Annotated in this window: 21 protein-coding genes and 3 pseudogenes; 12 read left to right on the top strand and 12 right to left on the bottom strand. The window is 64.9% G+C overall.

Translation table 11 applies throughout. The features are described 5' to 3' along the window. A pseudogene (locus Q2941_RS35260) lies at positions 1-131 on the top strand (EamA/RhaT family transporter); the annotation flags it as partial. On the opposite strand, the gene Q2941_RS35255 reads toward Q2941_RS35260, so the two are convergent. The 4 genes and pseudogenes from Q2941_RS35255 to Q2941_RS35240 all read right to left on the bottom strand — a co-directional run. Beyond that, the gene (locus Q2941_RS35255) at positions 128-607 is read right to left on the bottom strand and encodes a DUF1178 family protein (protein ID WP_027524057.1); all 480 of its coding nucleotides are present in this window, start codon (positions 605-607) and stop codon (positions 128-130) included. The pseudogene Q2941_RS35260 and the gene Q2941_RS35255 sit on opposite strands and share 4 nt — an antisense overlap. Continuing rightward, positions 604-1488, bottom strand: a complete 885-nt coding sequence (locus tag Q2941_RS35250) for a carbon-nitrogen hydrolase family protein (protein ID WP_027524058.1) — start codon at positions 1486-1488, stop codon at positions 604-606. Before Q2941_RS35250 ends, Q2941_RS35255 begins: the two co-directional genes overlap by 4 nt. Then, entirely contained in the window at positions 1485-1760 is a 276-nt protein-coding gene (gene grxC / locus Q2941_RS35245; RefSeq protein ID WP_027524059.1) for a glutaredoxin 3, read from the bottom strand. Before grxC ends, Q2941_RS35250 begins: the two co-directional genes overlap by 4 nt. A gap of 35 nt (positions 1761-1795) precedes the next feature. Further along, positions 1796-2362: pseudogene (locus tag Q2941_RS35240) on the bottom strand (ComF family protein); the annotation flags it as partial. Between the two features lie 305 nt (positions 2363-2667). Here Q2941_RS35240 and Q2941_RS35235 point away from each other — a divergent pair. After that, positions 2668-3516 carry a methyltransferase domain-containing protein gene (locus Q2941_RS35235; RefSeq protein WP_458195329.1) on the top strand — a complete coding sequence of 283 codons (849 nt, stop codon included), beginning with the start codon at positions 2668-2670 and terminating at the stop codon, positions 3514-3516. Positions 3517-3648: 132 nt separating this feature from the next. On the opposite strand, the gene Q2941_RS35230 is transcribed toward Q2941_RS35235, so the two are convergent. The 3 genes from Q2941_RS35230 to Q2941_RS35220 all read right to left on the bottom strand — a co-directional run bounded on the left by Q2941_RS35230 (position 3649) and on the right by Q2941_RS35220 (position 6341). Continuing rightward, positions 3649-4059, bottom strand: coding sequence for a (deoxy)nucleoside triphosphate pyrophosphohydrolase (locus tag Q2941_RS35230; RefSeq protein ID WP_027524062.1), 411 nt, complete (start codon positions 4057-4059; stop codon positions 3649-3651). A gap of 8 nt (positions 4060-4067) precedes the next feature. Beyond that, positions 4068-5309 carry a bifunctional glutamate N-acetyltransferase/amino-acid acetyltransferase ArgJ gene (gene argJ, locus Q2941_RS35225; RefSeq protein WP_458195328.1) on the bottom strand — a complete coding sequence of 414 codons (1242 nt, stop codon included), beginning with the start codon at positions 5307-5309 and terminating at the stop codon, positions 4068-4070. Positions 5310-5417: 108 nt separating this feature from the next. Then, positions 5418-6341, bottom strand: coding sequence for a peptidylprolyl isomerase (locus Q2941_RS35220; RefSeq protein WP_027524064.1), 924 nt, complete (start codon positions 6339-6341; stop codon positions 5418-5420). Between the two features lie 342 nt (positions 6342-6683). Here Q2941_RS35220 and secA point away from each other — a divergent pair, with 342 nt between their 5' ends. Continuing rightward, positions 6684-9524, top strand: a complete 2841-nt coding sequence (secA, locus tag Q2941_RS35215; RefSeq protein ID WP_027524065.1) for a preprotein translocase subunit SecA — start codon at positions 6684-6686, stop codon at positions 9522-9524. Between the two features lie 209 nt (positions 9525-9733). Here the strand turns inward: secA and Q2941_RS35210 are convergent, their stop codons facing one another. Beyond that, positions 9734-10177, bottom strand: coding sequence for a MarR family winged helix-turn-helix transcriptional regulator (locus Q2941_RS35210; RefSeq protein ID WP_027524066.1), 444 nt, complete (start codon positions 10175-10177; stop codon positions 9734-9736). Positions 10178-10356: 179 nt separating this feature from the next. Between Q2941_RS35210 and Q2941_RS35205 the strand changes: the two genes are divergently transcribed. The 7 genes from Q2941_RS35205 to Q2941_RS35175 all read left to right on the top strand — a co-directional run bounded on the left by Q2941_RS35205 (position 10357) and on the right by Q2941_RS35175 (position 17870). Continuing rightward, positions 10357-11544 carry a substrate-binding domain-containing protein gene (locus tag Q2941_RS35205; protein WP_458195327.1) on the top strand — a complete coding sequence of 396 codons (1188 nt, stop codon included), beginning with the start codon at positions 10357-10359 and terminating at the stop codon, positions 11542-11544. Positions 11545-11715: 171 nt separating this feature from the next. Continuing rightward, on the top strand, positions 11716-13230 hold the full coding sequence (locus Q2941_RS35200; RefSeq protein ID WP_254109872.1) for an amidase: 1515 nt from the start codon (positions 11716-11718) through the stop codon (positions 13228-13230). Between the two features lie 36 nt (positions 13231-13266). Further along, on the top strand, positions 13267-14124 hold the full coding sequence (locus Q2941_RS35195) for a branched-chain amino acid ABC transporter permease (protein WP_027524069.1): 858 nt from the start codon (positions 13267-13269) through the stop codon (positions 14122-14124). 3 nt (positions 14125-14127) lie between these two features. Next, on the top strand, positions 14128-15345 hold the full coding sequence (locus Q2941_RS35190; RefSeq protein WP_027524070.1) for a substrate-binding protein: 1218 nt from the start codon (positions 14128-14130) through the stop codon (positions 15343-15345). A 6-nt stretch (positions 15346-15351) separates the two neighbouring features. Then, on the top strand, positions 15352-16455 hold the full coding sequence (locus tag Q2941_RS35185; RefSeq protein WP_458195326.1) for a branched-chain amino acid ABC transporter permease: 1104 nt from the start codon (positions 15352-15354) through the stop codon (positions 16453-16455). Continuing rightward, positions 16442-17176, top strand: coding sequence for an ABC transporter ATP-binding protein (locus Q2941_RS35180; protein ID WP_458195325.1), 735 nt, complete (start codon positions 16442-16444; stop codon positions 17174-17176). Before Q2941_RS35185 ends, Q2941_RS35180 begins: the two co-directional genes overlap by 14 nt. Further along, positions 17169-17870 (top strand): ABC transporter ATP-binding protein, encoded by a 702-nt coding sequence (locus Q2941_RS35175; RefSeq protein ID WP_027524073.1) that lies wholly within the window; start codon positions 17169-17171, stop codon positions 17868-17870. The genes Q2941_RS35180 and Q2941_RS35175 overlap by 8 nt, the downstream gene beginning before the upstream one ends. Positions 17871-18064: 194 nt before the next feature. On the opposite strand, the gene Q2941_RS35170 is transcribed toward Q2941_RS35175, so the two are convergent. The 4 genes from Q2941_RS35170 to Q2941_RS35155 form a co-directional block, all read right to left on the bottom strand. Then, entirely contained in the window at positions 18065-19636 is a 1572-nt protein-coding gene (locus tag Q2941_RS35170) for a L,D-transpeptidase family protein (protein WP_458195324.1), read from the bottom strand. A gap of 467 nt (positions 19637-20103) precedes the next feature. Beyond that, a complete protein-coding gene (locus Q2941_RS35165; protein WP_458195323.1) occupies positions 20104-21063 on the bottom strand; it encodes an acetyl-CoA carboxylase carboxyltransferase subunit alpha in 960 nt (319 codons plus the stop codon). 256 nt (positions 21064-21319) lie between these two features. Further along, entirely contained in the window at positions 21320-22300 is a 981-nt protein-coding gene (gene xerD / locus Q2941_RS35160; RefSeq protein WP_458195322.1) for a site-specific tyrosine recombinase XerD, read from the bottom strand. 17 nt (positions 22301-22317) lie between these two features. Next, positions 22318-22464 (bottom strand): hypothetical protein, encoded by a 147-nt coding sequence (locus tag Q2941_RS35155; protein ID WP_035662856.1) that lies wholly within the window; start codon positions 22462-22464, stop codon positions 22318-22320. A 157-nt stretch (positions 22465-22621) separates the two neighbouring features. Between Q2941_RS35155 and Q2941_RS35150 the strand changes: the two are divergent. Together Q2941_RS35150 and aroB are read left to right on the top strand one after the other, a co-directional pair. Continuing rightward, positions 22622-23235 (top strand): annotated as a pseudogene (locus Q2941_RS35150) (shikimate kinase). Continuing rightward, positions 23232-24380, top strand: a complete 1149-nt coding sequence (gene aroB, locus Q2941_RS35145; protein ID WP_027524076.1) for a 3-dehydroquinate synthase — start codon at positions 23232-23234, stop codon at positions 24378-24380. Before Q2941_RS35150 ends, aroB begins: the two are co-directional and overlap by 4 nt. Positions 24381-24383: the final 3 nt, after the last annotated feature.

Here is a 24383-nt window from a genome sequence, read left to right as displayed (position 1 = left end):
CGCTCGCACTGATCGAGGTGCTGTTCGCGCAGGGCGTAGCCTACTACTCGTTTAAGCAGCCGGTTTCGCCGCGCGAAATCTTTGGGATCGTGCTGATCGTGGTCGGCGTGGCGATACTGGTCGGTGCCTAGTTCCGGTCTTCCGGCAGCACCGGCAGCGGCGACACCTCGATGCCTTCATCGATCAGCGCCTTGGCTTCATCGGGCGAGGCCTCGCCGTAGATCGGGCGGTGCTCCTTGTCGCCGTAATGCATGGCGCGGGCTTCATTCGGGAAGCGCTCGCCGACATTGTCGGCATGCTTCACGATGTGGTCGCGCAATTCCTTCAGCTTGGTGCGCAGCTCGCGCTCCTGCGCCATCATCAGCGAGGCCGGCTGCTGCGGCGTGACCTCGGTCGCGGGCGCGGGTGCCGGGGTTGGCTCGGGAGCGCGCTCGCGGCCCTTCTTGCCGACGATGCGTGGCGCCATGATCGCCTTGTCGACCTTGGCCGAGCCGCAGATCGGGCAGGTCACGAGCTTGCGCTTGACCTGCTGGTCGTAAGCCGACGAGCTCTGGAACCAGCTTTCGAACGCGTGGTCCCGCTCGCAGCGGAGGGCATAGCGGATCATGCCGATCCCCGCACCAGATGCAGATGATCAGGGCCGGCCTTCGGATCGGCGACGCCGAAGCGGCGGCCGTGTTGCAGCGATGGAATCGCCTTTCGCGCGGTGTCGACCTTGGCCGGATCGATCTTGGCCATGATGATGCCTGGCTCGACATTGCCTTCGGCGAGGATTTCGCCCCAGGGATCGATGATCAAGGAGTGACCATAGGTCTCGCGCTTGTTCTCGTGCAGGCCGGCCTGCGCCGCGGCAAATACGAAGCACCCGGTCTCGATCGCGCGCGAGCGGAGCAGCACATGCCAATGCGCTTCGCCGGTCTTGCGGGTGAAGGCGGAGGGTACGGTGATGAACGACGCGCCAGCCTCTGCCAGCGCGCGATAGAGCGCGGGGAAGCGCACGTCGTAGCAGATCGTGAGCCCGACACGGCCCCAGGGCAGGTCGGAGATGACAGCAGTCTCGCCCGGCTGGTAGTTGGCGGATTCGCGATAGCTCTCGCCGTCCGGCAGCTCGATGTCGAACATGTGGATCTTGTCGTAGCTCGCCAGCAGATTGCCGTCGGGGCCGATCAGGAAGGAGCGGTTGACCGCCTTCTCCGGCGAGTAGCGTAGCGCCAGCGAGCCGATATGCAGATGGATCTTCAATTCGGCGGCGAGCGCGCGATAGGCTTTCAGCGACTTGTCGTCCTCTTCGCTGGCGAGGTGATCGAACAGCGCCTTGCGGTTCAGCTGCATCATGTTGCTGACTTCGGGCGTCTGCACGTAATTCGCGCCGTTCGCCGCCGCCTTTCGAATCAGCTTGCTTGCCTGCTCGAAGCTCGGTTCAGGCAGAAGGCCGGTGCGCATCTGCACCATGGCGGCGGTGAAGGTACGATCCTGATTCTGGCTCATGAGACGGCCTTGACGCTTTCGAGCAGCGCATCGAGCTTGCCTTCGCGATCGAGCGAATAGAGCTCGTCGCAACCGCCGACATGCTTCTCGCCGATCCAGATCTGCGGGAATGTCGAGCCCTCGCCCGCACGGTCATACATCTCCTGGCGCCACGACGGGTTCTTGGCGATGTCGAACTCGGTGAAGGCGGCCTTCTTGCGGGCCAACAGCGACCTGGCCGCGGAACAATAGCCGCAGCCCGGCCTCGTATAGATCTCGACAGCAATGCTCATCTCGCCTGATGCTCTCAATTCATGAATTGATCGAATTATATGGGACGTGACCCGGTCTCCACAACCCGGGCAAAGACCAGTGCGTCGACGTGCGCTGCCTTGGCGCGGAGCAAGGCCCGGGCGCAGGCATCCAGCGTCGCGCCGGAAGTCAAGACGTCATCTATGAGGACAATACGCCGGCCCTGCACCTCGGCCTGGTGGTCGGCAGATACCTGGAATGCGCCCTGCACATTGGTGGCGCGCTGGGCGCGCGACAGCTCGATCTGCTGCTCGGTGGCGCGGATCCGGCGCAGGATGTCGCCTTTCACCTTGACCCCGGTCTGGCGCTCGATCACGCGGGCCAGCGCGCCCGACTGGTTGTAGCGGCGGCGCCAGGCCCGCCGCCAATGCAGCGGCACCGGGACCAGCATGTCGGCCTCGCCGAGCAGCTCGCGCCCCGCGCGCGCCATCCAGCGGCCCATGGCCGGCGCAAGGTCGGTGCGGTCCTGGTATTTCAGCGAATGTACCAGCGTGCGCGCGACGTCGTCATAGCGCACCGCGGCGCGCGCCCGATGATAGGCGGGCGGGCTCGCAATCGCCTCCATCGACAGCATCTCGGGGCCGCGCGTAGAGATGCGGATATGGAACGGTTGGGGGCGCTGGCGGATTCCATGGGCGAGAGGCTAGCGCTACGCCGCAGAGGGCTCAAGCCGCGCTCCGGTCTCTTGCCCCGGACGCAGCGCAGCGCCATAAGCGCGTTTACGCGCGTCTTCGACGCGCTATGGCGGTGCGCTGCCGAGCCGGGCCTAAAGCGTGCACTCGGAAGCGTGGGTCCCGGATCAGCGCAGCAGCGCAAAGAGCGCTGCAGCGCGTCCGGGACACGAGGGAGAAGATTGCCAGAAACATCGTAATCGGCGTAACCAGCGGCATGGCGCAAAACCCGCAAATCCCGCCCGCCCTGTTCGATCGCGCGCTTCTGCATATGCGGCAGTCCCGTGCGCGCGCGCAGGGGCCGGTCAGCTTCCTGCTCGACCGCGTCGACGAGGACATGGCCGACCGGCTGGCGGCGGTGATGCGCGACTTCGGCGTTGTTGCCGATCTCTGGACCCCCGGCGAGGGCCTGGCGGCGCTGCGCTCACGCTTCGGCAACGCGCAGCGGATCGAGCTCGATGCGGCGGGCGAGGAGAAGCTGCCCCTGGCGCCGGAAAGCCTCGATCTCGTGGCGTCTGCGCTGGCCCTGCAATTCGTCAACGATTTGCCGGGTGTGCTCGCGCAAATCCGTCGGGCGTTGAAGCCCGACGGTCTCTTGCTCGCCGCGATGGTCGGCGGCGACAGCCTGACCGAGCTGCGCCAGGCCTTTGCCGCGGCCGAGGCCGAATGCGAGGGCGGAGTGTCGCCGCGTGTCGCGCCGTTCGCTGATCTGCGCGACATCGGCGCATTGTTGCAGCGGGCGGGCTTTGCGCTTCCGGTGACCGATGTCGATCGAATCGTCGTGCGCTACGCGAATGCCTTCGCGCTGATGCAGGATTTGCGGCGCATGGGCGCAGCCAACGTTCTGGTCGAGCGGCGGCGGACGCCGACACGGCGCGCGACCATGCTGCGGATGGCCGAGATCTATGCCGCGCGGTTTGCGGATCCCGACGGTCGCATCCGCGCAACGTTCGACATCGTCTGGCTCTCCGGCTGGGCGCCGCATGCGAGCCAGCAGCAGCCGCTCAAGCCCGGCTCGGCCAAGGCGAGCCTTGCGGAGGCGGTCAAGAAGGTTAAGCGCGACTAGTCTAGCGTGTCCCGGACGCGCTGCAGCGCCCTTGCGCTGCTGCGCAGAGCCGGGACCCAGCCAGTGCCCTCTGGGCCCCGGCTCTGCAGCGCACCGCAAGAGCGCTGCGCTGCGTCCGGGGCATGAGCATCCTCACATCAGCAGATCGATCAGATGCGGTATCAGCGGAATGTCCGCCGGCGGCATCGGATAGTCGCGCAGCTTGTTGGCGCGGACCCAGGCGAGGGTCTGGCCTTCGCGCGCGGTCACCATGCCTTCCCAGCGCCGGCAGATGTAGAGCGGCATCAACAGGTGGAACGTCTCGTAGGCATGGCTTGCGAAGGTGAGCGGCGCCAGGCACGGCTCGCTGACGGTGATTCCGAGCTCCTCATGAAGCTCGCGAATGAGGCTCTGCTCCGGCCGCTCGCCAGGCTCGAGCTTGCCGCCGGGAAACTCCCAGAGGCCGGCAAGCGTCTTGCCCTCGGGGCGCTGCGCGATCAGGACGCGCTTGTCGGCGTCAACAAGCGCGCAGGCCACCACCAATGTCAGTTTGAGTTCGGCCATGCCTGAACTTACGATCGATAGTCGCCGTTGATCGCGACATATTCCTTGGTGAGGTCGCAGGTCAGCACGCGGTCGCGGCCCTTGCCGAGGCCGAGCGAGACCTTGATCGCGATCTCCGGCGCCTTCATTGCCTCCGACACCTGCGCTTCATCATAGGACGGGTCGCGCGCGCCGCTTTTCGCAACGCGGATACCGTTGAAGGAGATCGACAGCTTGTCGCGATCGGCGGGCTCGCCGGCCTTGCCGACCGCCATGACCACGCGGCCCCAATTGGCGTCCTCGCCGGCGATCGCCGTCTTCACCAGCGGCGAGTTCGCGATCGACATCGCGATCTTGCGCGCCGACGCCTTGGTCTTGGCGCCTTCCACGGTGATTTCGACCAGCTTGCGCGCGCCTTCGCCGTCGCGGGCGACCTGCTCGGCGAGGTTGGCGAGGACCTCGTTGAACGCCTTGATGAAGGCCTTCAGGCGCGGGTCGCTAGGGCGGCTGATTCTGGGCGCGCCGTGCTCGGCGGCAGCGCCGGTCGCGAAAGCCAGCAGCGTGTCCGAGGTCGAGGTGTCGCCGTCGATCGTCACCGCGTTAAAGGTGTCCTCGACGCCGCTCTTGAGCAGCGCCTGCAGCGCGGCGGGCGCGATCGGTGCGTCCGTGAAGATGAACGACAGCATGGTCGCCATATCGGGTGCGATCATGCCGGCGCCCTTGGCCATGCCGTTGATGGTGACCTTGGCCTTGCCGAGCTTCACGGTTCTGGTTGCGACCTTCGGGAAGGTGTCGGTGGTCATGATCGCCTTGGCGGCACCCAGCCAGTCGGCGGGCGCGGCGCTCTCGGCGAGGCGGGCGAGCACGCCGTCGAACTTGGTCGCATCCAGCGGTTCGCCGATGACGCCGGTCGAGGCCAGGAAAATCTCGCTTTCGCTACAGCCGACCGCCTTGGCCGCGATCTTGGCGGTCAGCGCCGTCGACGCCCGGCCGGTCTTGCCGGTGAAAGCATTGGCATTGCCGGAATTGACCACCAGCGCGCGCGCCTTGCCGCCTTTCAGCTTGGCGCGGCACCATTCCACCGGCGCGGACGGGCATTTCGACTTGGTGAAGACGCCGGCGATCGCGGTGCCCTTGTCCAGAAGCGCGAGCAGCACGTCGGTGCGGTTCTTGTACCGGATGCCGGCCTCGGCCGTTGCCAACCTGACGCCCGCGATGACGGGCATGTCGGGAACATGTTTCGGGGCAAGCGGGGAGACGGAGGAGGACATCGCGGGGGCGCCTTTTGGGAAGCAAATCCAGATAAGCAGATGCCCGGCACGAGGCCGGGCATCACGATGCTTAGATACTATTGGAGTCAGCGAAGTGACAGCGAATTCTTACTTCTTCGCTGGCGGCGCCATCTTGTTGTCGGCCGGCTTGTCAGCCGGCTTCGCCGCGTCGGCCGGCTTGGCCGCGTCGGCAGCCGGCTGGTCGAGCCGCTCGACCTTGGCTTCAGTGCGCAGCTTCGCGACATAGTCGGCCTGGGCCTTGCGGGTGACGTAGTTCTCGATCTGGGCCTTGACCTGGTCGAAATCCGGCGCCTTGCGGCTGCGCTTTTCCTCGACCTTGATGATGTGCCAGCCGAACTGCGACTTCACGGGGTCGGAGATCTTGCCCGGCTCCAGCGCGAAGGCGACCGCCGAGAATTCCGGCACCATCTGCTCCTTGGTGAAGAAGCCGAGGTCGCCGCCGTCGGCGGAGCCCGGATCCTTGGACTTCTTCTTGGCGAGCTCGGCGAAATCGGCGCCCTTGTCGAGCTCGGCCTTCACGGCCTTGGCCTCGTCCTCGGTCTCGACCAGGATGTGGCGGGCGCGCACCTCCTGCTCGCCGGTGATCTGCTTGGAGGCCTCCTCATAGACCTTCTTCATGGCGTCGGGGGTGGTCGCCGACTTGCCTTCCTGGGCGAGCAGGCTGTCCATCAGAAGCCGGTTGCGGGCGAACGCCAGGCGCTTCTTGAACTCCTCATTGTCGGCGATCTTCTTGTCCTCGGCGGCCTTGGCGACGATCTTCATGTCGATCAGGAAGGCCAGCACGTTCTCGTCCTTGGTCGCCGGGTCCATCTGCGCCAGCGAGGGGCCCAGTTCCTCCTCGGCGAGCGCGACGTCGCTCTTCTTGATCTCCACGCCATTGACCTTGGCCAGGACCGGGTCGTCGGCAGCCCGGCCGGGACCCGCGATCAGCGCCAGCGCAAGGCAGCCCGCAAGGGCGGTGGCAAGGCCGAAGCGCAGGCCGGTTTTCGTTACCGGGAACGAGGTGGTCATGGAAAATCCTTATCCTGAAGGGGGTATTTGGGCGGGGCGGACACTCGCCCAATCGGGGTGCCTTGGCAACGCGAAAAACCTGTCAAAATGATGAATTACCGGAAAGCCGGCCGCCGTTGACAAGGCTCAGACCGGGCCATATCTCTGGCCGGTCGCGTCCATGGCGATAGCGTTTATTTTGCTGCGTTTTTGGCCGTTGAACCCAGATTTGCTCAATTCCCACCCATATGGCGGATGACCCCGGAACGGGGTCTTGGCCGCGAGGCGTCACGGTGAGTTGATAGGCAAGTTGGTGACAACCTCTTGGCTGCAACGCGGTATTCGCGAACACAGGAATTTGGCATGATCGGCGCGCTCGCCCGCAAGTTTTTCGGCTCCGCCAACGACCGGCGGGTGAAGGGATACCAATCCCGCGTCAACGCGATCAACGCGCTCGAGCCGGAACTTTCAAAACTCTCGGACGAAGCCCTCAAGGCCCGCACCGCCGAATTCAAGCAGCAGATCGCAAGCGGCAAGACGCTGGACGACCTCCTGGTCCCGGCCTTCGCCACCGTGCGCGAGGCGGCCAAGCGCACGCTCGGCCAGCGCCATTTCGACGTCCAGCTCATCGGCGGCATCGTGCTGCATGAGGGCGACATCGCCGAGATGAAGACCGGTGAAGGCAAGACGCTGGTCGCAACGCTGGCGGTCTACCTCAACGCGCTCGCCGGCAAGGGCGTCCACGTCGTCACCGTCAACGACTACCTCGCCCGCCGCGACTCCGCCTGGATGGGCCAGATTTACGGCTTCCTCGGCATGACCACCGGCGTGATCGTGCACGGGCTCGACGATACCGAGCGCAAGGCGGCCTATGCCTGCGACATCACCTACGGCACCAACAACGAGTACGGCTTCGACTATTTGCGCGACAACATGAAGTACCGGCTCGAGGACATGGTCCAGCGGCCGCATTACTACGCGATCGTCGACGAAGTGGACTCCATTCTCATCGATGAAGCCCGCACCCCGCTGATCATCTCCGGCCCGCTCGACGATCGTTCCGACTTCTACAACACCATCGACACCTTCATGCCGAAGCTGGAGAAGGTCACGGACTACGAGGTCGACGAGAAGCAGCGCACGGTGACCTTGACCGAAGGCGGCATGGAGAAGCTGGAGACGCTGCTGCGCGATGCCGGCCAGCTCAAGGGCGAGTCGCTCTACGACGTCGAGAACGTCTCTGTCGTGCACCATGTCAACCAGGCGCTGCGCGCCCACACGCTGTTCACCCGCGACAAGGACTACATCGTCCGCGAAGGCGAGGTCGTGATCATCGACGAATTCACCGGACGCATGATGCCGGGGCGTCGTTATTCGGAAGGCCTGCACCAGGCGCTCGAGGCCAAGGAGCATGTCGCGGTTCAGCCAGAGAACCAGACGCTCGCTTCGATCACCTTCCAGAACTATTTCCGCATGTACGAGAAGCTGGCGGGCATGACCGGCACGGCGGCGACCGAAGCCGACGAATTGTTCGACATCTACAAGCTCGAGGTCGTGGAGATCCCGACCAACCTGCCGGTCGCGCGTCTCGACGAAGACGACGAGGTCTACCGCACGCAGAAGGAAAAATACGTCGCCATCCTCGCCGAGATCGAGCGCGCCAATGCGCGCCTGCAGCCGGTGCTGGTCGGCACGGCGTCCATCGAGAAGTCGGAAGTGCTCGCCGAGTTTTTGAAGCAGAACGGCTACAAGCAGATCGATTTCGGTAAAGAGAGCGCGCTGGAGAAGCTCTACGCCGCCGCCCGCGCTGGCAAGCCGGCAAAGCTGTTTGCGGTGCTGAATGCGCGCTTCCACGAGCAGGAAGCCTATATCGTTGCGGAAGCCGGCGTTCCCGGCGCGATCACGATCGCGACCAACATGGCGGGACGCGGCACCGACATCAAGCTCGGCGGCTCCCTGGAGATGCGTATCCAGCAGGAGACCGCAGGGATCGAGGACGAGGCCGAGAAGGCCAAAAAGATCGAGCAGATCAAGGCCGACATCGAGCATTTCCGCGACATCGTGCTCAAGGCCGAGGAGACCGTCGAGATCGAGCCGGCGAAGGGCGGTAAGCCCGCCAAGACCGTGAAGAAGCCCGGCGGCCTCTACATCATCGGCTCCGAGCGTCACGAGTCCCGCCGCATCGACAACCAGCTCCGCGGCCGCTCCGGCCGTCAGGGCGACCCCGGTCGTTCAAAATTCTTCCTGTCGCTGGAAGACGATTTGATGCGCATCTTCGGCTCGGATCGTCTCGACAGCATGCTGCAGCGGCTCGGCCTGAAAGAGGGCGAGGCCATCATCCATCCCTGGATCAACAAGGCGCTCGAGAAGGCGCAGCAGAAGGTCGAGGCGCGCAACTTCGACATCCGCAAGAACTTGCTCAAGTTCGACAACGTCCAGAACGACCAGCGCAAGGTGATCTTCGATCAGCGCGTCGATCTGATGAAGGACGAGAACGTCGCCGAGACCATCGCCGACATGCGCCATGCCTTCATCGACGACCTCGTCGCCAAGCACGTGCCCGAGCATGTTTATGCCGAGCAGTGGGACGTCGCAGGCCTCAAGGAAGAGCTGAAGCGCGTGCTCGATCTCGATCTGCCGGTCGACGACTGGGCCAAGGAAGAGGGCATCGCCGACGAGGAGCTGCTCACGCGCATCGAGAACCGCGCCGACGAGCACATGGCGGCCAAGGTCGCGCAGTGGGGTCCCGACGTGATGCGTTACGTCGAGAAGACCATTTTGCTGCAGACGCTCGATCATCTCTGGCGCGAGCACCTCATCATGCTCGACCATCTGCGCCAGGTCATTGGCCTCCGCGGTTACGGCCAGCGCGATCCGTTGCAGGAGTACAAGACCGAGGCATTCAATCTCTTCCAGGAGATGAGCGCGCACTTGCGCGAGGCCGTCACAGCGCAGCTCATGCGCGTCGAGATCATCCCGCCGGAGCAGGAAGCGCCGGTCATTCCGGCGATGGAAGCGCACAAGCTCAATCCTGATACCGGCGAGGACGAGATGGCCTTCGCCAACGTGACGCTGGCCCCCCAGGCCAACGCCGCGCAGCGCGATCCGAAGAACCCCGCATCCTGGGGTAAGGTCGGCCGCAACGAGGACTGCCCCTGCGGCAGCGGCAAGAAGTACAAGCACTGCCACGGCCGGTATGCGTGAGGACTGAGGTGCGCCGCGTGACCTCTGAGACGCGACGCTCTCGCCTCACTCTCCACTGTCGTCGCCCGGCTTGACCGGGCGACCCAGTACGCCGCGGCTCCTCCGCTCAACCACAACCGTCTCTGGAATACTGGATCGCCCGCTTTCGCGGGCGATTACGATCGCGTGCTTGGTCCACATCATCAAGCCACGACATCTGCACGAACCGCTCAATTCGAGCTATCGATCAGACTCTCCAGCAGCCGCTTCAATTCGCTCGTCGACTTGTCGCCGTAGCTCTCGACGATGTGCTCCTCCTGGTCGACCGCGAGCGAGTTGAGCTTCTTGCACAGCACCTTGCCGCGGTCGGAGATGAACATCAGGACCTTGCGGCGGTCGTTCGGGTCCTGCACGCGATAGACCAGCGCGTCGGAGACCATGCGGTCGATCATCTTGGTCAACGTCGGATGGTTGAGCAGCACGGCATCCGCGAGTTCGCCCATCGAATGACCGTCGCCGTCGGACAGGACTTTGAGGATGCGCCACTGCTCGACCGGTACGCCCTCCTTGCTCAATCGCAGCTCAAGCTGGCGGTTGATCTCCCGGTTGGCTTGCGCCAGCAGGTAGGCGAGGTGCTCGGTGATGGGGGAGTTCTCTTTCGGCGGTTTGGCCACGGCTTAAGACTTCGTATTGGTGCAAATGAGTGAATGTCTTGCAATTGCTGCTGCATCTATATGCACTTCAATTCTTGAATATTCAATATTTTCAAAATAGGATGATTGCCCAACAAAAGGGCGGATGCCGAGGTCGCCCGCTGAATGTGCTTTAGGTCTGGTACCGGACAGGAGTTGGTGTGGGCTCGACGGTCAACTTCCCGGCTTCCGGCGGGCCCGCCTTTCCGCCGTCCCTGCTGTTGAGGAATCTGTCGTCGCCGGCGATCGATTGGGCATTGTCGCCGAGCGATCACTCGTTCTTCCGGCGGCGCGGCGCCAGCAGCAAGCTTCGCATCGGCGGCTTCATCTGCTGCAGCGGCTCGCCCGGGGTCTGGGGTCCGTGCGCCACCAGCAGCGCGCAGCTCGCCGTCGCCGAGATCAACAAGCGCGGCGGCATTCTCGGACGCGAGATCGAGCTGTCGATCTACGACGCCGGCGGGCCGCTCGACGAGATCCTCGATCGTGCCGAGCAGGCGATCGCCTTCGACGAGGTCGATCTCATCGTAGGCCTGCACACCAGCGCGGTCCGCGTCGCCTTGCGCAAGGTCACCACGCGCCACCGCATCCCCTACATCTACACGCCGGTCTATGAGGGCGGCGAACAGACGCCGGGCGTCATGGCGATCGGCGAGACGCCGCGCTGGCAGAGCCGGCCGTCGATCCACTGGCTCGCCGACGTCAAGAAGGCCGCGCGCTGGTACCTGATCGGCAGCGACTATGTCTGGCCCTGGCAGTCGCATCGCGCGGTGAAGCGCTACATCAAGGAGACCAGCGGCCACGTCGTGGGCGAGGAGTTCGTGCCGCTCGGCGAGGACAATCACGAGCCGCACCTGGCGCGGATCCGCGCCGCCAAGCCCGATGTCGTGCTGATCTCGCTGATCGGCACCGACAGCATCACCTTCAATCGCGCCTTCGGCGAATGCGGCCTCGGCGCGACCACGCTGCGGCTTGCCGGTGCGATGGACGAGACCGTGCTGCTCGGCATCGGCGCCGACAACTCCGAGAACCTGTTCTGCGCCTCCGGCTATTTCCCCGCCGTCGGCTCGCGCGCCAATGACGATTTCCAGAGCCGCTACAGCGCGATGTTCGGTCCGAACGCCCCGCCGATCGGCTCGCTCGGGCAATCCAGCTATGAGGGGCTGCGCTTCCTCGAAGCGGTTGCGGCCAAGGCCGGCACACTGGCGATGGGGCCGATGCTCGCGGCGGCACGCAACGTCGTCTACAGCGGCGCGCGCGGCCCCGTCACGGTGCGCAACGGCCACGCGAAAATGCCGATGTATCTCGCCGAGGCCGATGGTCTCGACTTCAAGCTGATCAAGCCGATCTGACACCGGCGCGGATATCCGCAAAGCGCGCCTCTTCAAAATAATACTTGAAAAGGAAAATATTTCCGTTTTGAATGTTGCGACAAGGCCGGTGGGTCTGCGCTCGCAAAGCGGACCGCGGCCGCACGCCCCAGAGACCGTCCAGGGATCGTTCAAAGCTTTGAGGAGAGCGTCGTGTCAGTTGTCCTTCCCACCCCAACCCAGCTCCGCAGCGTCGCCCAGCAGTGCGGCCTTGCGCTGACCGATGAAGACGTCGCCTCGTTTCGCGGCCTGATGCAGGGCTCGATCGAGGCCTACAATCTCGTCGCGGCGATGCCCGACGAACTGCCGCCGGTGAAATATCCGCGGACGCCGGGCTACCGGCCCTCGCCGGACGAAAACCCGCGCAACGCCTGGTATCGCAAGTCGACCGTGAAGGGCGCCCCCAGCGGCAAGCTCAAGGGCAAGACGGTTGCGCTGAAGGACAACATCATGCTCGCTGGCGTTCCCATGATGAACGGCTCGGCGACGCTGGAGGGCTATGTGCCCGATTTCGACGCCACCATCGTCACGCGCATGCTGGACGCCGGCGCCGAGATCGCCGGCAAGGTGCACTGCGAATCCTTCTGCATGTCCGGCGGCAGCCATACCGGCGCGGTCGGTCCGGTGCACAATCCGCACAAGATGGGCTATTCGGCCGGCGGCTCGTCCTCCGGAAGCGGCGTCGTCGTCGCGCTCGGCGAGGTCGACATGGCGATCGGCGGCGACCAGGGCGGCTCGATCCGCATGCCGTCCTCGTTCTGCGGCATCTACGGCATGAAGCCGACCTGGGGCCTCGTGCCCTACACCGGCATCATGCCGATCGAGATTTTTGTCGATCACACCGGCCCGATGACGGCGACGGTCGCCGACAATGCGCTGCTGCTCGAGGTGATCGCCGGCGACGACGGCTACGATCCCCGCATCAAGTCACCCAAGGTCGACGAGTACACCAAGGCGCTGGGGGCCGGCATCAAGGGCATGAAGATCGGCATCCTCAAGGAGGGTTTTGAGCTGCCGACCGCAGAAGCAGCCGTCAATGAGAGCGTGCGCGAGGCGGCGAAGCGCTTCAGGGATCTCGGCGCTACTGTCGAGACCGTGTCGATACCGATGCATCTCGCAGGTCCCGCGATCTGGACGCCGATCGGCACCGAGGGCATGACCCAGACCATGATGTATGGCGACGGCTACGGCCTCAGCCGCGGCGATCTCTATTCGACCTCGCTGATGGATTTCCACCGCGGCTGGCGCCGGCAGGCCGATTCCCTCTCCGAGACGACCAAGCTGTTCCTTCTGCTCGGCACCTACATCAACAACACCTTCGGCCCCCGCTATTACGGCAAGGCGCTCAACATCTCCCGCCGCCTGACGGCGGCCTATGACAAGGCGTTCGGCGATTACGACCTCCTGCTGCTGCCGACGACGCCGATGAAGGCGACGCCGTTGCCGCCGGCCAATGCCAGCCGCGAGGACTATGTCGCTCGCGCGCTGGAGATGATCGCCAACACCGCGCCATTCGACATCACCCATCACCCCGCAATGTCATTGCCGTGCGGCATGGTCGACGGCCTGCCGGTCGGGCTGATGCTGGTCGGCCGCCACTTCGAGGAATCGACGATCTACCGCGCCGCGCATGCCTTCGAGCAGATCGGCGACTGGAAGAAGATGTGAGGCGAGACGTGATGCCGGCTGGGTGGATCGCAACGTATGGCTAACGCATTCGTCGCGGCGTTCGAAATCCTGAGCTTTGGCGCGATCATCGTCCTGATCGTGCTGGGGCTCGGGATCATCGCCAGCATGATGGGCATCTTCAACTTCGCGCAAGGAGAGTTCGTCCTGCTCGGGGCCTACATCACCTATCTCGCCTATAGCCACGGCCTGCCGATCTGGGCCGGCATGGTCGCCGCGCCCTTCCTGGTCGGGGCGCTCGGCTTCGCGCTGGAGGGGCTGATCATCCGCCGCTTCTACGCTGCGCCGATCGTCGCCATGCTCGGCACCTATGCGCTCGGCCTGATCATCCGCGAGTCCGTGCGCGGGCTGATCGGCGGCTTCTATCTGACCGTGCCCGAGCCGATCGGCGGCTCGATCGACATCGGCACCATGCACATCTCGACCTGGCGCTTCATCATCATCGTGATCACGCTCCTGGTGATGGGCGCCTGCTATCTCCTGCTCTCGCGCACCAGCTTTGGCCTACGCGTGCGCGCCACGCTGGAGAACCCGGCTCTGGCGCGCGCCTCCGGCATTTCGACGCCGCTGATCTACGGCGTCACTTTTGCCTTCGGTGCGGCGCTCGCAGGGCTTGCCGGCGCGCTGATCGTGCCGGTCTTCAGCCTGTTTGCCGATCTCGGCATCCGCTTCCTGATTCAAGGGTTTGTCGCCGTCATGGTCGGCGGCGTCGGATCGTTCATCGGACCGGTCGCGGGCGCCGGCGTCATTGGCACGCTCAGCGCCGCGCTGCCATGGGTCATGGCGCCCGTCATCGCCGACGTCCTCGTCTTCGTTCTTGCAATTGCCTTCATCAAATTCCGGCCGCAAGGCCTCATCGCTGGAAAAGGGGTTTAGTCCATGTTCGATCGCGTCAATCTCACCCGCCGCCGCTTCCTCTCCAATTTCGCCTTTGCTTCCGGCGCGATCGCGACCGGCGCCGCCAGCTGGGTGATTCGTCCCGACTGGGCGAACGCGGCGGAGGGCCCGATCAAGGTCGGGATTGCGACCGACCTCACCGGCCCGATCGCCTATGCCGGCAACGCCGACGCCAACGTCGCCAAGATGGTGATCAAGGAGATCAATAACACCGGCGGCCTGCTGGGCCGGCCGCTCGAGCTCTACATCGAAGATACCGCCTCGAACGAATCCGTGGCCGTCGGCAACGTGCGCAAGCTGATCCAGCGCGACAAGGTCGACATGGTGCTGGGCGGCATCACCTCGTCGATGCGCAACGCGATCAAGGATCCGATCGTGGCGCGCGGCAAGACGCTCTACATCTATCCGCAGCTCTACGAGGGCAAGGAGTGCACGCCGTTCCTGTTCTGCACCGGGCCGACGCCTGCGCAGCAATGCGACGAGTTCATCCCCTGGCTGATCAAGAACGGCGGCAAGAAGTTCGCGCTGCCGAGCGCCAACTATGTCTGGCCGCACACGCTGAACGTCTATGCCCGCAAGGTGATCGAATCCAATGGCGGCGAGGTGGTGTTCGAGGAATACTACCCGCTCGACCAGATCGACTTCTCGGCAACCGTCAACCGCATCATCTCCAACAAGGTCGACGTCGTCTTCAACACCGTGATCCCGCCCGGCGTCGGACCGTTCTTTAAGCAGCTCTATGAGGCGGGCTTCCTCAAGAATGGCGGACGGCTCGCTTGCGTCTACTACGACGAGAACACGCTCAACATCAACCAGGCGAACGAGATCGAGGGCCTCGCAAGCTGCCTCGACTATTTCAAGGTGCTGACCAAGGAGGACCCGGTCAACGCCAGGATCCAGGCCGCCTATGAGAAGGATTTCCCCGGCAACTTCCTGTTCGCCGCCGGCAGTGCCGCGACCGGCACCTACCGCGGCTTGAAGTTGTGGGAGGCCGCGGTCAAGGAGGCCGGCAAGATCGATCGCGAGTCGGTTGCCGCCGCACTCGATCACGCCAAGATCGCGGAAGGTCCGGGCGGGCCGGCCGAAATGGTGCCGGGCAAACGCCACTGCAAGATGAAGATGTACACGGCGGTGGCCAAGGGCGGCAATTACGAGATCGTCGGCCGCAGCGACGGGCTCGTCGATCCCAAAGAGTGCTGAGACCGAATGCTGAAGTCGATGAGTGTGGTAAGAGAAGCCATCGACGCCAATGTCGGCGACGAGCCGGACGGTGCGATGGCTGAAAGCGAAGCGCGGCAGGCCGCCTCGGGACGAAAGGTCCTGCCGATCGTCGAGGGTCTGGTGCTGCTGGCGGCGCTGATTGCGCCGCTCGTGCTGCAGGACTATCTCACGGTGTTTGCGACCCGCGTCATCATCCTGGCGCTGTTCGCGCTGTCGTTCGACCTCGTCTGGGGCTATGCCGGCATCATGAGCTTCGGCCAGGCCCTGTTCTTCGGCTCGGCCGGCTACGGCGTGGCGCTGCTGGCGCGCGATCTCGACATCACCAACATCTTCCTGGTGCTCCCTGCGGGCACGATCATCGGTCTCACCTTCGCACTCCTGCTCGGCGGCTTCCTGCTGCTCGGCCGGCATCCGTCGAGCGTGATCTTCGTCGCGCTCGGCACGCTGACCGGCTCCTACGCCGCCGACCGCCTCGCGCGCGGCTGGTATTATCTTGGCGGCCAGAACGGCATCCCCTCGATTTCGCCGATGACGCTCGGCTCCTACGAATTCTCCGAGGGGCCGGTCTTCTACTATCTCACGCTCGGCATCCTCGTCGTCGCCTATCTCCTGTGCCGCTTCCTGGTGCGCTCGCAATTCGGCCTGGCGCTCGCGGGCCTTCGCGAGAACGAGCAGCGTATCGCATTCTTTGGCTACAAGGCCCAGCATCTCAAGGCCATCGTGTTCGCGGTCGGCGGCACCATCGCCGGCCTTGCCGGCAGCCTCTACGCCTTCCACGAAGGGTTTGTCTGGCCCAACATGGTCGGCGTCGTCGTATCCACCCAGGTCGTGCTCTACGTGCTGTTCGGCGGCTCCGGCACGCTGATCGGCGCCGTGATCGGCACCGTGATCATCGAAGGCGTCAGCTTCTGGCTGTCGGACAATTATCGCGACATCTGGCCAATCATCTTGGGCGTGCTGCTGCTGTTCGTCATCCTGTTCCGTCCCCTAGGCCTGATCAGCTTCGTGTTAGGAGAACGCGAGCGCGTCGGCAGCTTTGGTGCGAAGCCCAAGGAGACTGAAAAGGAGAAGCGCAATGCCGCTTCTTGAAGCCGCAGGCATCACGAAAATCTTCGGCAAGCTCACAGCGCTCGATGGCGCCACGCTTACCGTCGGCGAGAACGAGTTTCACGGCCTGATCGGGCCGAACGGCTCGGGCAAGAGCACGCTGATGAAGTGCATCGCGGGCGCCGAGGTGCCGACGCAGGGCAAGGTCTCTTTCGTCAACGCCGACATCACCGCATTCACGCCGACCGAGCGCGCGCGGGCCGGCATGAGCCTGAAATTCCAGATCACGAGCGTGCTGCCGACGCTCAAGCTGTACGACAACATCCTGCTGGCGCTGCAGGCGCAGTCCTCGCTGTTCGATCTCGTGTTCTCGCGCACCCGCGGCGCGCTGCATGACCAGGTGATGGCGATGCTGACGCAGTTCCGTCTTGCGAGCCGCGCCTTCGATGCGGCGGCGACGCTGTCGCACGGCCAGCAGCAATGGCTGGAGATCGCGATGGCGCTCGCTGGCAAGCCGCGGCTTCTGCTGCTCGACGAGCCGACCGGCGGCATGAGCCTGGAGGAGCGCCGCGTCACCGGTGAGTTGCTCGCGCCGATCAAGCAGCACTGCTCACTCGTCATCGTCGAGCACGATCTAGATTTCATCCGCGACATCTGCGACCGCCTCACCGTGCTCGACCAGGGCAAGGTGCTGGCATCAGGTACGGTGTCGGAGATCCAGGCCAACAAGTCCGTCCAGGAGATTTATTTGCGCCGTGCCTGAGCAGGAGTTTTTGCATATCAAGCATCTCGACGCCGGCTATGGCCGCAGCCAGGTGCTGTTCGACGTCAGCCTCGGCATTCCCTGGCGCGGCGGCGTCGCTGTGCTCGGCCGCAACGGCGCCGGCAAGACCACGCTGATGAAGACGATCGTCGGCGAGCTGCCGGCGTGGAAGGGCGATGTCGCCTTCGATGGCCACGACATCAGCCGCCGCGCTACCCAAGAGCGCGTGCGCGCCGGCATCGGCTACGTGCCGCAGGAGCATTCGGTGTTCGCCCGTCTGTCGGTACGCGACAATCTCGCCGTCGGCTCGCTCGCGGCCAAGGATTCCGCCGCCGTCGACCGCGTGCTGACGATCTTCCCGAAGCTCGGCCAGCGCCTCGACCAGCCCGCCGGCACGCTCTCCGGAGGCGAGCGCAAGATGCTCGCCATCGGCCGCGCCATGCTGGGCGATCCAAAACTCCTGCTGCTGGACGAGCCGACCGAAGGCGTCTGGATCGGCGTTATCGAGGAGATCACCGAGCGCCTGATCGAGCTCGCCAAGCAGATCGCGGTGATCATCGTCGAGCAGCACCTCGACCTCGCGCTAAGGGTCGCCGACTACGCTTACGTCCTCGACCGCGGCCGCGTCGCATTGCAGGGCGCGGCGGGAGATGTGCGAGAGAATCCGGAGCTGCTAAGGTATCTGGCGCCGTAGGGAATTTCAGGTGCCCCAACTTGTCGGGCGGGCACAGCCGGTGCGCGCACTCCGCGTCTCGTCGCACGGCTCGACCGGGCGACACAGTTCGCCGCGGCCTCTCCGTATCCTCGCGCTGTCTCTGGAATACTGGATTCCCCGCTTTCGCGGGGAATGACGGCAGAGTGTGTCGCTGGACGCGACGAAGACGTCGCCTACTTCACCGCCCCGAACCGGCTGTCGAACGAGTTCGACGACATCACCGGCGCGGCGCCAGCGAGCTGCGCGTCTTTGCTGCCGGCTGCAGCTGCGTTATCCGACACTGGCGGCTTCAGCGGCGGGCGTGAGGCGGCGACCTTGGTGTCGGCCGGCTTCGGCTCGGCGGGTTTGGCGGCTGCGACCGGCTTGGCTGCTTCCTTAGCAGTTTCCTTGGGGGCGTCCTTCGCGTCCTTGGCCGTGCCGTGTCCCGGCACGAACCGGGTCACCGCGGCCTTCAGCCGGGATGCCGCCGTGGGCGGTGTTGCCGAAGCGGTGGTGGCCGGCGGCGGCGATGCGGTCGCCGTGGTGTCGGCACTACCCATGCCCATCTTGCGGGCGAGGCCGGAGAAGAAGCCGCCGCCTTGCGAATTCTCTTTGTCAGTGGGCGCGGCGGCCGCGACGCGGGTGTTGCTGGCCTGCGCGGGGGCGGCGACGACCGGCTCGCTCTGCGGGCTTGCTGCGGCAGGCTCGAGGTTCGGCCTCGGCGGATTGACGGTGCCGGGGATCGTGCCGGGCGCCTTCGACATCGCCAGCATCTGCAGCGTGGAGCCTTCGGCGCCCTCGGACAGGCCCGTCGAGCCTTCCGGAATCTTCGCGGCGAACACCTTGTTCATGCCGCCGTCGATACCGGTATTCATGCGCGCCATCGGCGTGCCCTTGGCGACGAGCCTGGCGTATTCCGCCTCGTCCTTCTGCTCCTTCTCGCGCACGGCGCTCGCGATGTCGTCGGGGATCACGTAGGCCGGGCACTTTGCGGAGGCATCGAACACGGGATCGCGCTTGGCGTCCGCCGGCTTGGCGGCGTCGAAGACGTATTTCTTTTCGCAGAAATCGACCTTCGGCTCCTGCCGCGTCACCTCGAAATGATCATTGCCTTCCTTGATCATCTTCCAGAAGGCCATGTTCGGATTGTTGCGGTGCTTGGCCATGTTCACCGGCGTCATTCTGAAAGGATACGCCTGGAACTGGAACGCCTTCTGGCCGCCGAAAAAGGACTCACGCCCGAGCGAATAGATCTCCGCGATCTGCTCGTCCGTCATCGCGTAGCAACCGCGCGAGGAGCAGTCGCCGTGCACCATCAACTGCGAGCCGGAGCGGCCGAGCGCGCGGTCGAACGCGTTGGGATAGCCGGTGTTGAACGAGAGGTAATAGGCCGACTGCGGATTCATCTGGCTGGGGTTGATCGAATAGAACCCCTCGGGTGCCTGACGGTCGCCTTCGCGCACCTTCGGTCCGAGATCGCCGGACCAGCGGCAGATCGGATAGGTCTTGAGCAGTGCGAACTGGCCGGAGCGGGTCTGCTTCCAGACCTCGAGCTCGGCCTCCTGCTTGAACAGGCGAACCAGGATCGGCGATTGCAGATCCATGTCCTTCTCGGTCATCGCGGCGAGAAGCTTTGGTGGGACGGGCTGGTTGGCCTTGGCGTTGGTCGCGAGCGAGACCTGATCGGTGTCGCAGCCAGCCAGCAGTACGCTGGTGACAAGCGCAACCGACGTCAAAAGCGCGCGTGCAAGCGAGCTAGAAATCAAGATGGACCCCACACTCACCGGGCAAATCGCAAAACCCCCAAGGTTTGGAGCATGGCCTGACCGGCGATCCGGACCCGCGATTGACGGGTTTTTTGCAGACCAAGCCCCAGCGCTTATGCCCTGAAGCCATTGATTAAAATCTTACCCTCTGGGCCAAACCGTCGCAACCCAGGCGCGGATCACGAGCCCGTTGCCCCATAGGGATGGTCAACAAAGACTAAATCAGGGCGTAGCGGCTCAATTACGGCCGGGATCGCCGATTCGGGCGAAAAAAGGGTTAATGGGGTGTTAGCGGGCTATTGAGGCCGTCATTCGGGGATGGTCTCGTGCCCCGGACGCGACGCAGCGCGGAGCGGTGCGTCGCTGAGCCGGGGCCCATGCCGCAGGTGATCGTGTGGCCTGCTGGGTCCCGGCTCTGCGGAGCAGCGTTGCACGCTGCACCGCGTCCGGGACACGGCACCCCCAAATCACGCCAGTTTGCGGCCGATTTCGAGGAATTTCTGCCGGCGCTGCTTGCGGATGGCGTCCGCATCGAAGTTGCGCAGCTCGATGAAGGCCTGCTCGATCGCCTCGCCCGTGGTGGCGATCATGGCGGCGGGGTCGCGGTGGGCGCCGCCGACGGGTTCTTTGAGGATGCTGTCGATGACGCCGAAGCGCAGCATGTCCTGGGCTGTGATCTTCATGCTGTTGGCGGCTTCCTGGGCCTTGGTGCCGTCGCGCCAGAGGATCGAGGAGGCGGCCTCCGGCGAGATCACGCTGTAGATCGCATGCTCCAGCATCAGGACGCGGTTCGCCGTGGTGATCGCGATCGCGCCGCCCGACATGCCCTCGCCGGTGATGATCGCAACGTTCGGCACGCCTAGCGACAGGCAGGCGTCCGTCGAGCGCGCAATCGCTTCGGCCTGTCCGCGCTCTTCCGCGCCGATGCCGGGATAGGCGCCGGCAGAATCGACGATCGACAGCACGGGCAGGCCAAACCGCTCGGCCATCTCCATCAGCCGCACCGCCTTGCGATAGCCTTCGGGCCGCGCCATGCCGAAATTGTGCTTGATGCGGCTCTCGGTGGAATCGCCCTTTTCCTGGCCCATCACGCAGATGGCTTCGCCGCGGAAGCGGCCGAAGCCTGCGACCAGCGCCTCGTCCTCGCCGAACTTGCGGTCGCCGGCGAGCGGGGTGAATTCGGTGACCAGGCCGTTGATGAAGTCGGAGAAGTGCGGCCGCTGCGGATGGCGGGCGACCAGCGTCTTCTGCCACGGCGTCAAATTCGCATAGAGATCGGCGAGCGCCTGCGCCGCCTTGTCCTCGATCTTGCCGACCTCCTCGGCAATGTCGCCGGAGGCCGAGAGCGCGCGCAATTCGTCGAGCTTGGAATCGAGCTCGGCGACGGGCTTTTCGAAATCGAGATAGCTGCGCATGAGGTCTGACATCGGTTCAATATAGGGGGCAGGGTGGGGAGACGAAGCAGATTTCCGGCGGGACAGAGAAGTGTAGCGTCTTCAACGGCTTGGCGCGGGATAAGAGCAGCCGCGCGCCAAATCGCGACAAAGGCAGACGGCTCTTTCTGCGGAGACGGGGCGGAAGTCAAGGCGGATGGTGGTGGCTCTCGTGTCCCGACTCCAACCTCCGCTGTCGTCCCGGATCTGCGCTTACGCTTGTCCGGGACGACGGCGGAGGTTGCTTCGCCTACTTCTCCGCCAGCGGGTGCAGGTCGCGCACCAGGCTCTTCAGGCGCTCCTCCACTACATGGGTATAGATCTGCGTCGTCGAGATGTCGGTGTGGCCAAGCAGCGTCTGCACGATGCGCAGGTCGGCGCCGTTGTGGAGGAGGTGGCTGGCAAAGGCGTGGCGCAGCACGTGCGGGGAGACGAGGCGCGCCTGAAGACCGGAGGCGACCACGAGCTCCTTCAGGTCGCGGGCAAAATGCTGCCGCGTCAGGTGGCCGCTTTCGCCGAAGGAGGGAAACAGCCATTTCGAGGCGGCGAGGCTGCCTTTCTTGTTCGACTTGCCGTCGCCCTTGCTGTCGCCTTTGGCGGCGTCCGTTGCCGCAAGATAATCCGCCATCGCCTGCCGCGCGGCCTCGTTGAGTGGCACCAGGCGCTCCTTGTTGCCCTTGCCGCGCACCACGATCATGCGCGCGTCGCGCTTTGCGGCCGAGCGCGGCAGCGACACCAGCTCGGAGACACGCAGGCCCGTGGCGTAAAGTACTTCGAGCAGGCAATAGAGCCGCAAGCTGCGCAGCCGCTGGGAGGGCGACGCGTCCGCCGCCTCACTCAGCTCCTTGGCGCGTCTCAGCATGCGATCGACGTCGGCAATCGACAGCACCTTCGGCAGGCTGCGGCCGCGCTTCGGTCCCGAGAGGATCGCGGCGGGATCGTCGCTGCGAATGCGCTCGTTGAGCAGGAAGCGAAACAGGTGCCGCATCGCCGACAGGCGGCGGGCGACGCTGGTCGATTTGAACCCGCGCGTATCGAGATCACCGAGATAGTCGCGCAAGACTTGCGTGTCGGCGCCGATGAAATCCTGGCGCTTGTGGGCGAGGAAGTCGGAGAAGTCGGTGAGGTCGCGCCGGTAGGCGTCGAGCGTATTGGGGCCGGCACCTTGTTCCGCCGCGAGCATGTCGAGGAACAGGCCGGTCAGTTGGGTATTGGAGGGCTTTGCTGGCATGCCCCGGAGGCTAGCGCCTATTTCTTGAGAAACTTGTCAGGCGAGATGGTCACGGTCATTTCCCGCGACTTTGGGCTGACGAAATTCGCCAGCGCGAAGATCACGCCATAGACGATGCCGGCGAGTACGGCGACGACCGTCAGGAAGCGGAACAGGCTGGGCATCGGGCGAAGTCTCGGTAGGGGTCTCGTCGGGGCGAATTAACCAATGAAATCATCCAACATGTTCGCCGTTTCGTGGCAAGAGTCTCTGGCGAGGGTCCCTTCGGGGTCGTATAGGTGGCCCCAGATGCCGCCTTTGGCGGCAGATTGAGCGAGATCCATGTCCGAGGCCGCCGTACCAGCACCAAGCTCGCCCGAGCCCGACATCCTGTCGGCGCTTGCGGGCCGCTCGATCGTGCTGGTCGGCATGATGGGGGTCGGCAAATCCACCATCGGCCGGCGCCTCGCGGCCCGGCTCAAGCTGCCTTTCGTCGATGCCGACACTGAGATCGAGGCGGCTGCCGGCATGACCATACCGGAAATCTTCGAGCGCCACGGCGAGCCTTATTTTCGCGACGGCGAGACGCGGGTGATCGCGCGCCTCCTGGACGGCGGCCCGCTGGTGCTCGCCACCGGCGGCGGCGCCTTCATGCGCGAGGAGACGCGCGCGCGCATCGCGGCCAAGGCGGTCTCGATCTGGCTCAGGGCCGATCATGACGTCATCATGCGGCGGGTGCGCCGCCGCGCCGATCGCCCGCTGCTGCAAACCGCCGATCCGGAAGGGACGGTAACCCGGTTGCTCAGCGAACGCGAGCCGGTCTACCAGAATGCCGACCTCACGATCTCCTCGCGCGACGTGCCGCATGACCGGATCGTGGAGGAGTGCCTGGAGACGCTGCGCGACTATCTCTGCGGCGCTCCCCACCCTTCAATGTAGCGAGTGCCGCGAGATGACCGCGCCGTTGAAACATTCAGATCCTGTTATCGTCGACGTCGCGCTCGGCGAGCGCACCTACGACATCGTCATCGGCCGTGAGGTGCTTGCCTCGCTCGGCGCGCGTGTCGCGGCCCTGCGCCCTGGCGTGCGCACCGCGATCGTCACCGATCGCACCGTCGCAAAGCATTGGCTGGAGCCGGCTGAAGCCTCGCTCGCGGCCGCGGGCGTTCCGACCTCGCGCATCGTCGTCGAAGAAGGCGAGATTTCCAAAACCTATGCCGGGCTCGAAAAGGTCAGCGAGGCGCTGATCGCTGCGAAGATCGAGCGCAACGATCTCGTCATTGCGCTCGGTGGCGGCGTGGTCGGCGATCTCGCCGGCTTTGCGGCCGCGATCCTGCGCCGCGGCGTCGACTTCGTGCAGGTGCCGACCTCGCTTCTGGCTCAGGTTGATTCCAGCGTCGGTGGCAAGACCGGCATCAACTCGCCGCAGGGCAAGAATCTGCTTGGCGCCTTCCACCAGCCGGTGCTGGTCATTGCCGACACCGCCGTGCTCGATACGCTGTCGCCGCGGCAGTTCCGCGCCGGCTATGCTGAGGTCGCCAAATACGGCGTGCTCGGCGACGAGGCCTTCTTCACCTGGCTGGAGAAGAACCACGCCGACATCTTCAAGGGCGGCTCGGCGCGCGAGCACGCGATCGCGACCTCCTGCCGCGCCAAGGCAGGCGTCGTCTCGCGTGATGAGCGCGAGACCGGCGAGCGCGCGCTGCTCAATCTCGGCCACACCTTTGGTCACGCGCTGGAAGCCGCCACCGGCTTCTCCGACCGGCTGTTCCACGGCGAGGGCGTGTCGATCGGCATGGTGCTGGCGGCGGAGTTCTCCGCAAGGCTCGGCATGATCGGTGCGGCGGATGCGGCGCGCGTCGAACGTCACCTTGCGGAGGCTGGCTTGCCAACGCGTCTTCAGGATATCGCGGGCTTTGCGCAGGAGGGGCTTGTCGACGCCGACGCGCTGCTGGCGCTGATGGCGCAGGACAAGAAGGTCAAGCGCGGCAAGCTCACCTTCATCCTCCTGGAAGCAGTCGGGCGCGCCGTCATCGCCAAGGATGTCGAGCCGTCGCTGGTACGCGATTTCCTCAACGACAAGCTCGCGCGCAAGGCGTGATGA

The sequence above is a fragment of the Bradyrhizobium sp. UFLA05-153 genome, assembly GCF_054185185.1.
The sequence above is the reverse complement of the archived record's forward strand: the minus strand, read 5'-3'. Positions and strand labels throughout refer to the sequence as shown.

What these genes read in the sequence shown, in the direction of transcription:
- Q2941_RS35255 (WP_027524057.1), bottom strand. Translation starts at nt 607, where the DNA reads ATGATCCGCTATGCCCTCCGCTGCGAGCGGGACCACGCGTTCGAAAGC.
- Q2941_RS35250 (WP_027524058.1), bottom strand. Translation starts at nt 1,488, where the DNA reads ATGAGCCAGAATCAGGATCGTACCTTCACCGCCGCCATGGTGCAGATG.
- grxC (WP_027524059.1), bottom strand. Translation starts at nt 1,760, where the DNA reads ATGAGCATTGCTGTCGAGATCTATACGAGGCCGGGCTGCGGCTATTGT.
- Q2941_RS35235 (WP_458195329.1), top strand. Translation starts at nt 2,668, where the DNA reads ATGGCGCAAAACCCGCAAATCCCGCCCGCCCTGTTCGATCGCGCGCTT.
- Q2941_RS35230 (WP_027524062.1), bottom strand. Translation starts at nt 4,059, where the DNA reads ATGGCCGAACTCAAACTGACATTGGTGGTGGCCTGCGCGCTTGTTGAC.
- argJ (WP_458195328.1), bottom strand. Translation starts at nt 5,309, where the DNA reads ATGTCCTCCTCCGTCTCCCCGCTTGCCCCGAAACATGTTCCCGACATG.
- Q2941_RS35220 (WP_027524064.1), bottom strand. Translation starts at nt 6,341, where the DNA reads ATGACCACCTCGTTCCCGGTAACGAAAACCGGCCTGCGCTTCGGCCTT.
- secA (WP_027524065.1), top strand. Translation starts at nt 6,684, where the DNA reads ATGATCGGCGCGCTCGCCCGCAAGTTTTTCGGCTCCGCCAACGACCGG.
- Q2941_RS35195 (WP_027524069.1), top strand. Translation starts at nt 13,267, where the DNA reads ATGGCTAACGCATTCGTCGCGGCGTTCGAAATCCTGAGCTTTGGCGCG.
- Q2941_RS35190 (WP_027524070.1), top strand. Translation starts at nt 14,128, where the DNA reads ATGTTCGATCGCGTCAATCTCACCCGCCGCCGCTTCCTCTCCAATTTC.
- Q2941_RS35185 (WP_458195326.1), top strand. Translation starts at nt 15,352, where the DNA reads ATGCTGAAGTCGATGAGTGTGGTAAGAGAAGCCATCGACGCCAATGTC.
- Q2941_RS35180 (WP_458195325.1), top strand. Translation starts at nt 16,442, where the DNA reads ATGCCGCTTCTTGAAGCCGCAGGCATCACGAAAATCTTCGGCAAGCTC.
- Q2941_RS35165 (WP_458195323.1), bottom strand. Translation starts at nt 21,063, where the DNA reads ATGTCAGACCTCATGCGCAGCTATCTCGATTTCGAAAAGCCCGTCGCC.
- xerD (WP_458195322.1), bottom strand. Translation starts at nt 22,300, where the DNA reads ATGCCAGCAAAGCCCTCCAATACCCAACTGACCGGCCTGTTCCTCGAC.
- Q2941_RS35155 (WP_035662856.1), bottom strand. Translation starts at nt 22,464, where the DNA reads ATGCCCAGCCTGTTCCGCTTCCTGACGGTCGTCGCCGTACTCGCCGGC.
- aroB (WP_027524076.1), top strand. Translation starts at nt 23,232, where the DNA reads ATGACCGCGCCGTTGAAACATTCAGATCCTGTTATCGTCGACGTCGCG.